The sequence below is a fragment of the Anaerovibrio lipolyticus LB2005 genome (genome assembly GCF_000621545.1).
Classification (GTDB): Bacteria; Bacillota; Negativicutes; order Selenomonadales; family Selenomonadaceae; genus Anaerovibrio; species Anaerovibrio lipolyticus_A.
Genome location: NZ_JHYA01000002.1, coordinates 238009 through 253337, shown reverse-complemented (window position 1 = coordinate 253337; position 15329 = coordinate 238009). Strand labels below are relative to the sequence as shown.

Below are 15329 nucleotides of genomic sequence, written 5' to 3'. Positions count from 1 at the left end.
TAGCCGCATAAAGCGATAACTGCTATTTCTGTATATTCTGCTCTTTTAATTGATTAAGATATTTAATATCGTCCTTGGTCAGCTCTGCTGTTTCCAGCAAATCTGGACGATTGCGCAGGGTAATCTCCAAGGATTTTTCACGGCGCCACTTGGCAATCTTGGCATGGTCACCGGACAATAACACATCTGGCACCACCATACCTTCAAATTCCCGTGGACGGGTATACTGGGGATGCTCCAACAGGCCATTATAGAAAGAATCCGTTGGTGCAGATTCCTCAGAGCCCAATACTCCGGGCAGCATACGGGACACCGCATCTGTAATAATCATTGCTGGCAGCTCACCGCCGGTAAGGACAAAATCCCCTATGGAAATGATTTCATCAGCCAGATTCTCACTTATACGGGCATCAAAGCCCTCATAATGACCACAAATAAAAATCAGCTGATCATACTGGGCCAACTCTCTGGCCTTGGCCTGATTAAATACAGTACCCTCGGGACTCATTAAAAGCACCCGCCGATTGGCATAATCCGTTGTTTCCTTCACATGGCGGACTGCTTTAAACATAGGCTCCGGCTTTATAACCATACCACTGCCGCCGCCAAAGGGAGAATCATCCATCTGCTGATGCTTGCCTTCTGCAAAATCCCTGGGGTTGGTAATCTTTATGTCAAGAATACCATTCTCCACTGCCCGTCTTGTAATGCTGTCCCCAAAGGGACCATCAAACATGGCAGGAAAAAGGGAAAGAATATCTATTCGCATCAGATTTCCTCCGGCATATCCACAAACATGCGGCCCTCTTTGATGTTGATTTCCTTTACCACAGCTTTAAGGGCAGGAATCATCAGCTGCTTGGCCTCACCCTTCTTGGAAGCCACATAAACATCGTTGGCACCAGTCTTTAATACATCAGTAACAAAGCCCTGGGATACGCCATCCATGTCAAAGACCTCCAGGCCAATTATGTCAAAGGTGTAATATTCCCCTTCTTCAAGAGGCATAGCGTCCTTCTTATCCACGTAGAGCAAGGAACCGGTAAACTTGGCTACCTCCTCACGGGAAGGATACTGCTTAAATTTAAGGATAACAAACTGCTTGTGGTATTTTACGGAAGCCACATCCAGCAGCTCATCACCTACATAAACCTCTTTTAATTCTTCAAACCGCTCTGGAAAATCTGTCAAAGGAATAACACGGAGCTCGCCACGAATACCGTGAGGAGCTCCTGCTTTACCAATGACAATTCGATTATCAGCTGCGGATGGCGATGATAACGTCATCTTCAACAACAACCTCCACATTAAACTGGTCACGAACATTGTCGCCTTTTTTCAGTTCAACGAAACGCTCAGTAGTACCCTGAACGATTTCTGCACCCAGAACCAGCTTCTCAGTATCAGTGATACGAGCCTCAGTCTGAGCAATGAAATCCTCACGCTTCTGACGCTCAATACCGAAATGCTGATGAATCATAGCCAACTGCTCCTGGTCTTCTTCACCGACCTCGGAAACAGCACGATTTTCCTGGATGTTAATCTGCTGAATTTCAAGCTGGGCCTGATTGATGCCGGTACGGAACTCCTCCAGCATCTTTTCTCTCAGCTTTTCAGTCAGCTTAGCCTTAATGGTCATTGGGAACTTTACCAATACACTGTCCATCGTAAAAAATCCTCCAATTATAGAAATTGCGGCAAGCATCCCCTAAATTGGACACACATTGCCGCATATTAAGCCGATGCCTCAGCTTATGATTTCTACATTAACTTTTTTATCCTCGCGAGTAGCAGCAGCCTTGACAACGGTACGCAATGCTTTTGCAATGCGGCCCTGCTTGCCAATTACTTTACCCATGTCCTCTGTAGCAACATGAAGCTCATAGATGACTACATTATCTTCTTCCTTCTCGTTGATAACAACTGCGGAAGGATTGTCTACCAGGGACTTCGCGATAATCTCAACTATCTCTTTCATGCTATGCCTCTTTCTTAGTTCTTAGCATGCTTAGCTGCATCAAACTTAGCCATGATGCCCTGCTTGGAGAATAAGGAACGAACGGTATCAGTAGGCTGTGCACCCTTTGCCATCCATTCAAGAGCCTTCTCTTCGTCGATGTTAACAACTGCTGGCTCCTTAGTGGAGTCATAGTTACCAACAACCTCGATGAAACGGCCATCACGTGGAGCACGGGAATCAGCTACAACAATACGATAGAATGGGGACTTCTTAGCACCCATACGGTTCAGACGAATCTTTACTGCCATTTGAAATTCACCTCCTTAAGAAATGGTATATCTAAATTCTAAAGTATAGAAGATATACGTCAACAATAAGCCTTCCCCTCTGCGACACGAAGCTAGTCCCGTAGGGAGGGAAGGTGCCCGAAGGGCGGATGAGGTTTTAATGCATGAATGGAAGCTTGAAGCCTCCGAAGCCTTTGCGGCCTCCCTGCATCTTTTTAACCTTCTTCATCATCTTGCGCATTTCCTCAAACTGCTTTAAAAGACGGTTGACATCCTGCACTCTGGTGCCGCTGCCTGCTGCAATACGCTTTCTGCGGCTGCCATTGATGATGCTTGTATTTGCCCTTTCCTTTGGTGTCATGGAGCGGATAATTGCCTCCACCTGACGCATTTCCTTGCCATTAAGGTCAATTTCTCTGTCGCCAAGCTTTTTCTTTATATCCCCCATGCCAGGAATAAGGCTCATTATATTTTCCAGGGAACCCAATTTCTTGATCTGCTGCATCTGGGCAAGGAAATCATCCAGAGTGAAGTCATCCTTGCGGAACTTCTTCTCCATTTCCTTGGCCTGCGCCTCATCAAAGGTGGCCTGGGCCTTCTCAATCAAGGAAAGGACATCGCCCATTCCCAAAATTCTGGAAGCCATGCGATCTGGGTAGAATGGCTCCAAAGCTTCCAGCTTCTCGCCCATACCCACAAATTTTACAGGACAGCCAGTAACTGCCTTTACGGAAAGTGCCGCACCACCGCGGGAATCACCATCCAGCTTTGTAAGCACCAGACCATCAAGGCCCAAGTCCTTATTAAAGCTCTCAGCTACGTTTACAGCATCCTGACCGGTCATGGCATCAACCACCAGAAGAATCTCGTGTGGCTTCACCTGACCCTTTATATCCTTTAACTCCTGCATCAACTCTTCATTGATGTGAAGTCGACCAGCGGTATCGATGATGACCACATCATTGGCATGAGTGAATGCGTAGTTTAAAGATGACTTTGCTATAGTAACAGCATCAGTACCCGGCTCCATGGAGAATACGGGAATATCCAGCTGCTTACCAATTACCTGCAGCTGAGTAACAGCCGCTGGTCTATATATATCTGCCGCAACCAGCACCGGGCGCTTGCCCTGCTTTTTAAGGGAAAGACCCAACTTACCAGCTGAGGTAGTCTTACCAGCACCCTGCAGACCCACCATCATAATAATAGTAGGTGGATTTGGGGACATATTGATACGGCTCTGGGAGCCGCCCATCAACTCTGTGAGCTCCTCATTAACAATCTTGATAACGAGCTGAGCCGGTGTAAGTGCCTCCATGACGTCCTGACCGATGGCACGCTCTTTTACGCGTTTTACAAAGTCCTTAACGACCTTGAAGTTTACATCGGCCTCAAGAAGTGCCATTCGCACTTCCCGCATGGCTTCATTTACGTCATCCTCTGTGAGCTTGCCATGTCCGCGAAGCTTTTTAAATGTTTCCTGCAGACGATCTGCCAAACCTTCAAAAATCAATCTAATTCCTCCTGAACCTTGCTGGTATATGGAGCAAGCTTCATAAGTATATGATTTGCTTCCTTCTCATCAATCTTTTTATTGGAAGAAAGCTGGGAAATATCATCATAAATCTCAGTAAGCTCATGGCGCTGTTCTCTAAGGCGCTGTGCCAAACCGAGCTTTTTTTCGTAGGCTGCCATGGTCTGCTCCGAGCGGTGCAATATATCATATACAGCCTGTCTGGAAACTGCCAAATCCTCCCCTATCTCTGACATGGAGAAATCCTCAAAAAGGTGCATACTTAAACACTTCTGTTGTTTATCCGTCAGCAGTGGCCCGTAAATATCAAAGAGCTCTGCCAGATATAAACGCTGTTCAAGCATTGAAAACACCCACTTTCAAGGCACAGTTTATCCCGACCATAGTTATTATAGCCATCCCCCTATAGGTTGTCAAGTATTTTTCCTTGTCAAATATTTATATATTTAAAATACCAGCCGGAGATACCCATGCGGAACGCTGCACTCTCTAGCTGCTTTTAAGATAGTATAAGAAAAGCCGATAACTTCCGTTATCGGCTTTTCTTATGATATATCAATCGATATTTTGCACAAAATTAGAGGGCTCTTTCAACCTTACCGGTACGCAGGCAGCGAGTGCAAACATTTACACGCTTGATTTCGCCTTCTACAACGGCACGTACGCGCTGGATATTTGGCTTCCAGGAGCGCTTGGTCTTCAGATGGGAATGGCTGACATTGTTACCGGACAGCTCACCCTTACCGCATACTTCACATAAACTTGCCATATAGCACACCTCCTTAACGTTTCATCGGCGCATAGTCGCATATATGTAAATTATCTGTACATAGTCCTATACACACAAACAAAAAGATTATAGCACAATAAGGCTGTCAAATGCAACCCCTTGGCAGCAATTATTTTTGCTGTCCATAACGCCAAGTTCATCTTGCATTCAACTGTATAATCTGTTGCTTGACTATACTATCATTTTTCTAAAATAAATGCAAGGGCTCAATCATAAAGCCCCTGCATTTAACACAAAATTAATTATCTTACGCCGTCTGCCAGCTTCATGAGATGCTCCAGCTCGTCCTTTTCATACTGGTACTTCTCGCCACAGAACTGACAGCATACCTCAGCATGGCCATCCTGTACCAGCTGCTCCATATCCTTATGACTAAGGCTAAGAAGAACATCCTCGATTCTTTCACGGTTACACTTGCACTTAAAGGCCAGATCCGTAGTAGTGAGATAATCCACATCAAAATCTGCCATAAGCTCCGCAATAATTCCCTTGGCGTCAACGCCATCAGCAATCATGGAGGAAACAGGACGTACCTTCTTCAGAGCCTCCTCCACACGGGTAATAATCTCCTCGTCAGCATCCGGCATCATCTGAAGGATAAAGCCACCAGAGGCCATTGCTCTGCGATCAGTACCCACCAATACGCCAAGGCCCACACTGGAGGCTGTCTGCTCAGATACAAAGAGATAATTGGTAAGATCCTCGGCAATTTCCCCGGACACGATTTCCGAGCTGCCCCGCATTGGGTCGCCAAGACCGGTGAAGCGGGTTACTTGCACCATACCCTGACCTACTGCACCACCCACGTCCAGCTTGCCATTTTCCTTTAATGGGAGATCCACATGGGGATTCCCCACATAGCCACGTACATAGCCCTCAGGAGTAGCGTCAGCGGTAATGTAGCCCAATGGGCCATTTCCCTGAAAGCTGACTGTAAGAGCCTCCTTATTTTTAAGGTTAGCTGCCATCAAAAGGGCACCCGTCATGGTACGTCCAAGAGCTGCTGCTGCAGTTGGAGAGCAGTCATGACGACGGATAGCCTCATTTACCAGATCAGTGGTAACTGCCGCGTATATCCTTACGCCCTTGGTAATTGCTTTTACTAAAGTATCAGACATTTCATCAATCCTATCTTAGAGCTGCTTTAAAAGATTTGCCATCTCAATAGCGGTCATGGCACCATCAGCACCCTTATTACCAGCCTTGGTACCAGCACGCTCAATAGCCTGCTCGATATTCTCGGTGGTAACAACACTGAAGGTTACAGGAACGCCGGTGGACATGCTGGCCTGGGCAATGCCCTTGGCAGCCTCGTTGCAAACATAATCATAATGGGTGGTAGAACCACGGATTACAGTACCCAAAGCGATAATAGCATCGTACTTGCCGGACTCAGCCATCTTCTTGGAAACCAATGGCAGCTCATAGGCTCCCGGAACCCAAGCTACAGTAATATCATCCTCATCAGCACCATGACGATGTAGGGTGTCCAAAGCGCCACCAAGCAGCTTAGATGTCAAAAACTCATTAAAACGGGCAACAACAATACCAAACTTCATGCCCTGAGCATTAAGCATACCTTCCAAAACTTTAACTTCTTTCATATTATATTCCTCCATAAAAAGATTGTATTATCAAAACAAAAATCAGATTTTTTCAGCTAAAATATGACCCATCTTGGTCTTCTTTACCTTCATATAGTTCTGGTTGTACTCGTTGGTAGGTACCTCCAGAGACACTCTGTCCACAATCTTAAGGCCATAGCCCTCGAGACCGGCACGCTTTGCAGGGTTGTTTGTCATAAGGCGAATGGTGGTCAGTCCCATATCCGCCAAGATCTGGGCACCGATACCATAGTCACGCTCATCTGGAGCAAAGCCCAGCAGTACATTAGCTTCTACAGTATCCTTGCCATGATCCTGCAGCTCATAAGCGCGCATCTTGTTGCCAAGACCAATGCCACGGCCCTCCTGGCGCATGTAAAGAACCATACCTTCCCCTTCAGCCTCAATGCGCTTCAAGGCTGTAGCCAGCTGTTCACCGCAGTCGCAGCGCAGGGAACCAAGGGCATCACCAGTGAGACACTCGGAGTGAACACGAACCAAAACATTCTCCTTGCCCTTAACATCGCCCTTTACAATAGCCAAATGGCACTTGCCGTCCAGCTTACTCTCATAAGCATGAATGCGGAAGTGGCCATACTTGCTAGGAAGATCTGCCTCGGCAATTTTCTCCACGAAGCACTCAGTACGCTTTCTGTACTCAATCAGAGCCTTTACAGTAATGAGCTTCAGACCATGCTCCTTGGAAAACTCAATAAGGCGTGGAGTACGCATCATGTGGCCGTCATCATCCATAATCTCACAGCAAAGGCCTGCTGGAGCAAGTCCTGCCAGCTTAGCCAAATCAGTAGTAGTTTCGGTATGGCCAGCGCGACGGAGCACACCGCCTGGAACACTGCGCAATGGGAATACATGACCCGGACGACGGAAATTCTCAGGCTTAGCCGTTGGGTCAATGAGGCGTTTTACGGTTTCACAACGCTCAAAGGCGGAGATACCTGTAGTGGTGGTATCAGCATCCACAGATACAGTAAATGCTGTTTCATGGTTATCAGTATTATTGGACACCATTGGGAAAATCTCCAACCGATCCAAATATTCTGCCTCCATAGGGGTACAAATAAGCCCTTTGGCATAAGTAGCCATGAAGTTGACGTGCTCAGGGGTCAATGTCTCGGCGGCAACAATAAGGTCACCTTCATTTTCCCTGTCCTCGTCGTCAACTACGACTACCATATTTCCTTTACGAATTTCTTCGATTGCTTCTTCAACTGTTGCAAAATCTGACATAATCTCGCTCCTTAAAAACCATTATTTTTCAGAAAATCCATGGTGATACGGCTTACATTTTCCTTAGGTGTCTCCTGAGGCTGCATGAGCTTCTCCACGTATTTTCCGATAACATCATTTTCAATATTAATTGTTGAGCCCGTTTTTTTGCTGGACAAATTGGTCACCTGCCGTGTATGTGGTATCAGTGAAACGGTAAAATCACTGTCAGTAACCTCCGCCACTGTAAGACTGATACCATCAAGAGCCACAGAGCCTTTCTCCACGATATGTCTCAAAATATCCTTCTCTGCGGAAATCCTCATCAGCACAGCATTCTGTTCCTCCTTCAGAGAAACAATATACCCTACTCCATCAATGTGACCGCTGACGATATGGCCACCCAAACGGCTCTGCAGGGTAAGGGCCCTTTCCAAATTAACCGGGCTGCCTTTTTTTAGCTCTGCCAATGATGTACGACGAATAGTTTCCGGCATCACATCGGCATCAAAGCTGCCCCTGTCGAATCTGGTAACCGTCAAGCATACGCCATTTACGGCAATGCTGTCTCCCAGCTGCACATCCTGAAGGACCTTGGAAGCCTTTATAGTAAGGTTCCCGCCACCAATGCTGTGCACAGAGCCAACCTCTTCAATTATTCCTGTAAACATCTAATCACCCATTTTACTTCGCTACATTGGCTGTAATAAGAATATCACCGTCAATAAGCTCAGTTTCTGCATTTTCAAGCTCCACGGCCTGACTTAGCTCACCAAAGCCATCCCCCTCCACCGGAGTAAGGGCGTCTCTGCCTCCAATTAGCTTTGGTGCAATAAAGGCATAAATCTTGTCCACAAGCCCCGCCTTCAGCATAGAGAAGTTAAGCTGGCCGCCGCCTTCTACCAAAACTGAACAGATATTCATTTCAGCCAATTTCTTTAACAGCTGGGGCAAATCCACTTTGTCCTCACCAGCAGAAATCACCTGAACTCCTGCATCCCTAAGGTCCTGGACCGCCCCGGCACTGGCTGCACCAGATACGGCCACTATGGTCTGGGCCTTACCATCAGTTACCAGATTGGAATCCAATGGCAGTCTTGCTTTACTGTCCACCACTATACGCACAGGATTTTTTCCCATATTATCGGGGAGCCTTGTAGTAAGACTCGGATTATCCTTAATGGCGGTGTTTATACCCACCATAATACCATCGTAGACATCCCGCAGCTCATGGGTTCGCAATCTGGAGGCCTCGTTGGTTATCCACTGGGACTGCCCCGTGGCTGTGGCAATCTTTCCGTCCAGTGACATGGCGGTCTTTAGCGCCACAAATGGCATTTCTTTGGTAATCCACTTTAGAAATACCTCATTGAGCTTTTTTGCTTCCTCCTCCAGCACCCCGGTCACAACATCAATGCCCGCATTCTGAAGAATTTTTACGCCTCGGCCCGCCACCTTTGGATTTGGATCCAGCATGGCCACTACCACCTTGGCTACCCCTGCTTCCACCAGCGCATTGGCACATGGACCTGTCCGACCATAGTGGGAGCATGGCTCCAAGGTAACATATACTGTTGCCCCTTTGGCCAGCTCACCGGCCATATTCAGAGCATGAATTTCAGCATGGGGAGTTCCAGCCTTACGATGCCAGCCTTCAGCAATGATTCTGCCATCCTTGACGATAACAGCACCCACTAAAGGATTTGGCGACGTTCTGCCAGTGGCATTTCTGGCCACCCGCAGGGCCTCACTCATATAAAACTCATCCTGCAATTCTATCACCTCTTTCCTATAGAAAATGAGATACACAGAACAGCCTATATCAAATAGAAAAGGCTGTTGAAGAAAGAAACTCTTCAACAGCCCCAAATGCACACAAAAACAATGTACATACAAGTCTTTTCTCATCCAGACTATACTGTCGGCCACGGAATCTCACCGTGTCATGCCAAAACGGCTCGCGGGCTATACCGCCGGTAGGGAATCACACCCTGCCCCAAAGACTGTATCTGTATTTCCATTAACCATTGTAACACATCACTTATCCCACTGCAACCTTATGGTTACTGCATTCGCCCTTCACCTTGTACATCACAAGGCCAATTGCAAAGCCCACCATGGCAGGTACCAGCCAACCGAAGCCCTGGGCAAAGAAAGGAAGATACTCAGTTGCAAAGCCAACCATAGAGGATACGAAGGCAGAACCAGCCAATTCCTTAGGCAGTGCATTCATAAGGTCAAATACAGCCGCAATAAGGGTAAAGAAGGTAACCATGCCATATACCCACTTGGAATGATTGAAATAGCCACCCATCAAGCCCAACAAAGTTAGGGTAATGGTCAATGGATACAGGAACATCAACACTGGAATAGCATAAACTATAATCGCTGTAAGTCCAACATTGGAAATTAACAGGGAAACTGCCCCAAAGATGCAGGCCCAAGTACGATATCCAGGACCACCCGGGAACATTTCACAGAAGGTCTCAGAACAGCTGGTTACAAGGCCAATAGCTGTTTTAAGACAAGCAAATGTAGCAATACCAGCCAATACAAATACGCCAGCGGCACCAAAGTAGAAGCCAGAAATATCAGACAGAGCTACACCGCCATTTTCAGCCATTGGGAATACTCCCATACTCATGGTACCCATGAGGATAATCATCAAATAAATAACGGACATGATTATACCGCTGAGAACACCGGCCTTAATAGTGGAAGAAGCAATAGCCTCATTGGTTCGCAGGCCAAGATTCTTCATACTGTTTACTACAATAATACCGAAAGCCAAACCAGCCATGGCATCCATGGTGTTATAGCCTTCCAAAATGCCCTTGGCAAAGGCACCAGACTCATAATCTGCAGATGGTGCAATATTGGCAATACTGTTCACCATTGGGTTAGCAAAGGCAACCAGCAGAAGGCTTCCAAGGAATACAAGAAAAATAGGTGTCAAAATCTTTCCAACCCAGGTAACAATTCCACTTGGTCTGAGGGAAAAGAACATGACAATGGCAAAAAACACCAAAGAAAAACCAAAAAGTGCCATTTCAGGACTTACGCCGGTAATCATTGGCGCAATACCCATGGAAAATGGAACTGTGGCACAACGAGGAATAGCAAAGCAAGGACCAATTGTTAAATAAAGCATGCAAGTAAAGAACATGGCATACTTTTTGTTAACTCGGCTGGCCAAATCCTGCAAGCCGTTACCACCGGACATACCAATGGCTGCCACTGCCAAAATAGGAATACCCACACCAGTCAAAATGAAGCCGGCAATAGCTGGCCACACGTTGCTGCCTGCCGCCTGTCCCAGATGAACAGGGAAGATAATGTTACCAGCGCCAAAGAACATACCAAACAGCATACTGGCAACAAAAAGATAATTTTTCCAACTCAATTTTTCATTCACATTAAACGCCCCTCATATTTATAATCACAGCAAATAAAATGTTACCACTGAGAAACAGGGATGTCAAAGAAATGGAATAAAATGTACACAAAAGTGTAATGTCTATTGGTAACAGACATTTATTACTGTCATCGATATCCTTTATTCACATGTTTTGTGCATCATAACAATGTATCCTTGCTGATACTTGTTCCAAACAAAATAACACACAGCTGCTGCTACAATAACACCAGTGCAAACCACACTATACATAAAGGTATAGCCATAGCCAGCTGCGACTATCCCCAAAAGGCCAGCTGCCAGTCCGACACAAATATCCAGGGACCAGAAATAGGTAGCTGTAGCCACACCGCTACGCTCCATCGGTGCACTTTGGATAGCCAATGTCTGAAAAGCCGGGCTCAAAGCGCCAAAGCCTATGCCCAATATTGCAGCTGACACTAAAAGCCCCAGCATGGTGGAAATCTGACCAAAAACAACCATTCCCAAAGCGAAACACAGAAAACCAGGATAAATTGTATAATCCGGTCCCTTGGTATCAAATATTTTTCCAACGATAGGACGGGTCAGCACAATAACAGTGGCAAATACGGCAAAGAACATACTGGTTTCCTGCTGCAGACCCAAGGATTTCGCATAAAGGGGAATAAATGTCAATACGCCACCGTAAGCAAAGAATACCAGGCCACCAATGGAAGACATAGCCACAGACCTGCGTTCAATAAAATCACTGATGGAGATGACATGGCGCTGCTTTTTAGCAGGCAAAATAACTGCATCAGGAAGTCTACGATGATTTGCCACAACAAAGGTAAATAATGCCAACATCACCATGAATGGGAAAAACATCTCAGCTCCCCAGCTGCCGATTATTACCAATCCCAGCAAAGGACCTACAACCATAGCCAAATTTGTGGTCAAGGCAAAATAACCAATACCCTCACCCTTGCGCTCTGCAGGTAATACCATTGCGGCCATAGCAGCAGCTGCCGTAGTTGCAATAGCAAAAATCACACCATGAAACAGGCGCAAGCTATAAAGCCCTGTAAGGGTCTGAAAAAAGTTGAACCCAAGCATAATAAGCCCAAAACAGAGTGTCGCCACCAACATCAATGTTCGCTTATTCACGCTGTCGATAAGTTTTCCAGCCAATGGACGGCAGGCCACAGTTCCAATCTGGAAAAAAGTCATGGCCATTCCGGCTTCCAGTTCCCCACCCTGCAAATCATCCATAATAAAAATTGGCAAGGCTGCAATCATAATATACTGGCTCATAAATACCAGAAAGTTACAGCCGCCCATACTAATAAATTCCGTTGTCCAAAGTTTGTTCATTCCCTGATCATTTCCTCTATTTTTAGTAACATTTTCTTCATATTTACTGTATCAGCCTCACCCAGCCCCAGCTCTAATTGCCGGTTTTCCCGTTCATCTTCCTCAGCCAGCTTATCCACAAGCTCCTTACCAGACATGGTCAGCTGCAAGAGAAAGGCACGTCGGTCAACTTGATTTGGCTCCCTTTTTACATAATCCTTCTTAAGCAATCTATCCACAATCGCCTTCACTGTATTGGGATCTCGTTGCATTTGTCCGGATAATTCTTTTTGGCTGATATCCGGATGCTCAGCTAATATCTTCATAGCCACCCATTGCTCTACAGTCAGTCCGTATGGGCTGAATATTTTCTCGGTATGGCGATGAACCTTTCTGGCCGTTCGACATAACAGATAGCCCAATGTATCATCTATCTGCATCGTGATTTCACCTTCTTTTTGTATTTATCGAACTTTCATGATGATCTCATAAAAATAATACGTTAACGTACTTTATATTAGTACGCTAACGTATTATTGTCAACAAGATATTATTAATTGTTACGTAAATCGTAAACAGCTACCACTTTGAGTTCCCTTTCATTTACAGAGAATTTGACCTCCACATTCCCAAAGGGCATTCCGTAAACACGATCGGGATCGTGATGATAAGACGGTCTTGGGTCATTGGCCAATACCTCTATCAGGGACTTATGCTGTTTTTCCGGAACCTTTGCCAGCAGTTCCGGAGGGAAATCCACCTCCAGCATTCGGTTCCACCCACCACTTCTAAAGCCCTCAGTAGCCTCTGGGTGACTATCCGCATAGGGAATATAGGGCTTTATATCAAGAATTGGTGTGCCATCCATAAGATCTGCACCACTAACTACGAGGACCGTACCATCATGGGGATCTACCTCCACCCCTTCCAGCTTCACTGATGATAAACCAATAGGATTAGGGCGAAATGGTGACCTGGTGGCAAACACTCCTACCCGTGTATTACCTCCTAAAATTGGTGGTCTGACCGTTGGGGACCACCCCTCACGAACATTTTCGGAAAATTGCCAGATAAGCCACAAATGTGAAAAGCCTTCTATACCTCTGAGAGCATCCTCATTACGATATTCCGGCTCGAAAACAATACGTCCCTTCAGCTCCTTCACCACCCCACTCTGCCGGGGAATGCCAAACTTGGTTGGAAAATCCGTATGAATTCTTCCTATTATTTTTGTTTCTATAATATCAGCCATGCCTTCAAATCCTTTTCATTTTTTACACATTATTAAACGCATTTCTATCAGTATAGCATACTAATTCAAGACTGACTCCTTACCGTACAGAACATGGCAAAAGAAAAAGCCCTCCCCGAAGGGAAGGCCAACCCTATATAATCACATACATTTTAAAAAAAATAACCATACCACCAGTTCCTTTTAGCAACTGGTGGATATGAATTTATTTATACCACAGGATATGGTTATTTAATTACTATTTTTCGTCTTCCAATAGCTGTTCCAACATATACTCTCTCCGGTTTATAAAAAGTGAAGTAACCTGATAGCTATCTGTCTCCTCATAGGAAGAAATATGAACGCCCTTTTCATCAAAGACAAGTATTTCTGAATAAGGTATCCCTAATAAGATTGGAGAATGGGTAACGATGAAAAACTGTGCCCCATCCTTAACGCTAAAGTATATTTTTCTGAGCAAAGCAAGCTGTCTCTGTGGGGATAATGCTGCCTCTGGCTCATCAAGAAAATAAAGACCATTCTCTTTGAACTGGCTATCAGCAATCCTAAAAAAGCTCTCACCATGAGACATTTCGTGAAAATGCTCAGGTACGCCGCCAATTTTGCTATATTCATCTTCCTTAGTAGCCACATTATAAAAACTCTCGGCACGCAGAAAATATCCCCATTGATTTCTCCTTGCACTTTTTATTAAACGTATGGCATCACACAAATCAGAATGGGAATCATAGGTTGAAAAAGCATAATTTTTCGTGCCGCCCTCCGGGTTAAACCCTGATGCCACAGCCATTGCTTCTAACAGCGTTGATTTACCCATGCCATTTTCTCCAGCGAACAAAGTAATTGGTGCATGAAATTCCAGCTCATCAATAGAATCTATTGCTGGTATATTCCTCAAATAGCTATGGCCGTCTATTTTATCCCAATCAATAATCAACTTACTAATAAACAATGAACTATTCATATTGCTTAATCCCCTAAAAATGAAACCACGATGTGTGCATAAGTAGCAAACCTGAACCCATTACATATCCACTGCTAAAATCTCCATTTCTTCCTCAAATGAAAAATCATAGTGGTTATTTACATTCAAGCCATTCTCATTCCCAATCAATCCCAGGGCAAATGCTTTTATTATTAGCAACTGTCTTATATTTATTTCATCACCATAAGAACCGGAACTAAATCCCATGAATCCATACTTTTTAAGACACTCAGTAAAACATTTTGAGGTAGCATAGCATAAATCTCTATACTTGATCTCCATGATAATTTCTCTATCCTCTTGCGCATATCTATTCTTTAACATAATGGTGACCTTAACTACGAAGTTCGGCTCACCAAATTCTGTAGGATTTCAGCAATATCAAAATAACCAAAATCCAACACCTGACGATAAAGCATTTTCTCCGATGATCGTATGTCACGAATACGGTCAAGAAGCTCTTTCCAGTAATTGCCGCCCCCGACTTTTTTCAACCGCTCATCATCCATCGTAAAGCCCTTGATGATGTATTCCTTCAGCCGTTCCGTTGCCCAGCGGCGGAACTGAGTTCCACGAAGGGACTTGACACGATAGCCTACGGAAATAATAACATCTAGATTAAAAAACTCAACCTGATAATTTTTGCCATCAGAGGCAGTTGTTGCATTTTTTGCAACAACTGCCTCACGCACTAATTCCCCTTCAGAAAAAATATTTTTTATGTGGCGTGAGATAGTTGACTTATCACGACCAAATAGTTCTGTCATTTGATTAAGCGTAAGCCAAACAGTATCATTTTCAAACCGAACATCTATCTTCGTTCTGCCATCATCGGTCTGATAAATGATGATTTCCCCTTGTTCCTCTCTCCCATTATCTATTGTTGCCATATTTTGCCTCTTTCACACTTTCATGGATGTTTGCTGTGTTTATTCTAACATATGTTCGTATAATTGTCCAC

Annotated in this window: 20 protein-coding genes and 1 riboswitch; all 20 genes read right to left on the bottom strand. The window is 45.0% G+C overall.

The window, feature by feature from the left end; all coding sequences use genetic code 11:
• Positions 1 to 22: 22 nt before the first annotated feature.
• The 20 genes from trmD to T355_RS13305 all read right to left on the bottom strand — a co-directional run bounded on the left by trmD (position 23) and on the right by T355_RS13305 (position 15258).
• Complete coding sequence (gene trmD / locus T355_RS0102945) at positions 23 to 769, bottom strand: tRNA (guanosine(37)-N1)-methyltransferase TrmD (RefSeq protein ID WP_027396453.1); 747 nt, start codon at positions 767 to 769, stop codon at positions 23 to 25.
• On the bottom strand, positions 769 to 1287 hold the full coding sequence (gene rimM, locus T355_RS0102940) for a ribosome maturation factor RimM (protein ID WP_027396452.1): 519 nt from the start codon (positions 1285 to 1287) through the stop codon (positions 769 to 771). Before rimM ends, trmD begins: the two co-directional genes overlap by 1 nt.
• Entirely contained in the window at positions 1259 to 1666 is a 408-nt protein-coding gene (locus T355_RS0102935; RefSeq protein WP_027396451.1) for a YlqD family protein, read from the bottom strand. Before T355_RS0102935 ends, rimM begins: the two co-directional genes overlap by 29 nt.
• Before the next feature lie 81 nt (positions 1667 to 1747).
• Positions 1748 to 1978, bottom strand: a complete 231-nt coding sequence (locus T355_RS0102930; RefSeq protein ID WP_027396450.1) for a KH domain-containing protein — start codon at positions 1976 to 1978, stop codon at positions 1748 to 1750.
• Between the two features lie 14 nt (positions 1979 to 1992).
• Positions 1993 to 2268, bottom strand: a complete 276-nt coding sequence (gene rpsP, locus T355_RS0102925) for a 30S ribosomal protein S16 (protein ID WP_027396449.1) — start codon at positions 2266 to 2268, stop codon at positions 1993 to 1995.
• A 136-nt stretch (positions 2269 to 2404) separates the two neighbouring features.
• Entirely contained in the window at positions 2405 to 3760 is a 1356-nt protein-coding gene (ffh, locus tag T355_RS0102920; RefSeq protein WP_027396448.1) for a signal recognition particle protein, read from the bottom strand.
• On the bottom strand, positions 3757 to 4125 hold the full coding sequence (gene ylxM / locus T355_RS0102915; protein ID WP_027396447.1) for a YlxM family DNA-binding protein: 369 nt from the start codon (positions 4123 to 4125) through the stop codon (positions 3757 to 3759). Before ylxM ends, ffh begins: the two co-directional genes overlap by 4 nt.
• 233 nt (positions 4126 to 4358) lie before the next feature.
• The gene (gene rpmB / locus T355_RS0102910) at positions 4359 to 4550 is read right to left on the bottom strand and encodes a 50S ribosomal protein L28 (protein ID WP_027396446.1); all 192 of its coding nucleotides are present in this window, start codon (positions 4548 to 4550) and stop codon (positions 4359 to 4361) included.
• Between the two features lie 263 nt (positions 4551 to 4813).
• The gene (gene hslO / locus T355_RS0102905; RefSeq protein WP_027396445.1) at positions 4814 to 5689 is read right to left on the bottom strand and encodes an Hsp33 family molecular chaperone HslO; all 876 of its coding nucleotides are present in this window, start codon (positions 5687 to 5689) and stop codon (positions 4814 to 4816) included.
• Between the two features lie 15 nt (positions 5690 to 5704).
• Positions 5705 to 6175 (bottom strand): 6,7-dimethyl-8-ribityllumazine synthase, encoded by a 471-nt coding sequence (gene ribE / locus T355_RS0102900; RefSeq protein WP_037329704.1) that lies wholly within the window; start codon positions 6173 to 6175, stop codon positions 5705 to 5707.
• A 42-nt stretch (positions 6176 to 6217) separates the two neighbouring features.
• On the bottom strand, positions 6218 to 7423 hold the full coding sequence (locus tag T355_RS0102895; protein WP_027396443.1) for a bifunctional 3,4-dihydroxy-2-butanone-4-phosphate synthase/GTP cyclohydrolase II: 1206 nt from the start codon (positions 7421 to 7423) through the stop codon (positions 6218 to 6220).
• Between the two features lie 11 nt (positions 7424 to 7434).
• A complete protein-coding gene (locus tag T355_RS0102890) occupies positions 7435 to 8073 on the bottom strand; it encodes a riboflavin synthase (RefSeq protein WP_027396442.1) in 639 nt (212 codons plus the stop codon).
• Positions 8074 to 8086: 13 nt separating this feature from the next.
• Positions 8087 to 9175, bottom strand: coding sequence for a bifunctional diaminohydroxyphosphoribosylaminopyrimidine deaminase/5-amino-6-(5-phosphoribosylamino)uracil reductase RibD (gene ribD / locus T355_RS0102885; RefSeq protein ID WP_027396441.1), 1089 nt, complete (start codon positions 9173 to 9175; stop codon positions 8087 to 8089).
• A gap of 119 nt (positions 9176 to 9294) precedes the next feature.
• Positions 9295 to 9410: riboswitch (FMN riboswitch) on the bottom strand.
• Positions 9411 to 9443: 33 nt separating this feature from the next.
• Positions 9444 to 10817 (bottom strand): branched-chain amino acid transport system II carrier protein, encoded by a 1374-nt coding sequence (brnQ, locus tag T355_RS13315; protein ID WP_037329703.1) that lies wholly within the window; start codon positions 10815 to 10817, stop codon positions 9444 to 9446.
• Positions 10818 to 10958: 141 nt separating this feature from the next.
• Positions 10959 to 12152 carry an MFS transporter gene (locus T355_RS13310; RefSeq protein ID WP_051555329.1) on the bottom strand — a complete coding sequence of 398 codons (1194 nt, stop codon included), beginning with the start codon at positions 12150 to 12152 and terminating at the stop codon, positions 10959 to 10961.
• Positions 12149 to 12571 carry a MarR family winged helix-turn-helix transcriptional regulator gene (locus T355_RS0102870; protein WP_027396440.1) on the bottom strand — a complete coding sequence of 141 codons (423 nt, stop codon included), beginning with the start codon at positions 12569 to 12571 and terminating at the stop codon, positions 12149 to 12151. Before T355_RS0102870 ends, T355_RS13310 begins: the two co-directional genes overlap by 4 nt.
• A 113-nt stretch (positions 12572 to 12684) precedes the next feature.
• Positions 12685 to 13383 (bottom strand): tRNA (N6-threonylcarbamoyladenosine(37)-N6)-methyltransferase TrmO, encoded by a 699-nt coding sequence (gene tsaA, locus T355_RS0102865; RefSeq protein WP_027396439.1) that lies wholly within the window; start codon positions 13381 to 13383, stop codon positions 12685 to 12687.
• 238 nt (positions 13384 to 13621) lie between these two features.
• Complete coding sequence (locus T355_RS0102860; RefSeq protein WP_027396438.1) at positions 13622 to 14347, bottom strand: AAA family ATPase; 726 nt, start codon at positions 14345 to 14347, stop codon at positions 13622 to 13624.
• A 60-nt stretch (positions 14348 to 14407) separates the two neighbouring features.
• Entirely contained in the window at positions 14408 to 14692 is a 285-nt protein-coding gene (locus T355_RS0102855; RefSeq protein ID WP_155851656.1) for a hypothetical protein, read from the bottom strand.
• Between the two features lie 14 nt (positions 14693 to 14706).
• Positions 14707 to 15258, bottom strand: coding sequence for a virulence RhuM family protein (locus T355_RS13305; protein WP_081777590.1), 552 nt, complete (start codon positions 15256 to 15258; stop codon positions 14707 to 14709).
• Positions 15259 to 15329: the final 71 nt, after the last annotated feature.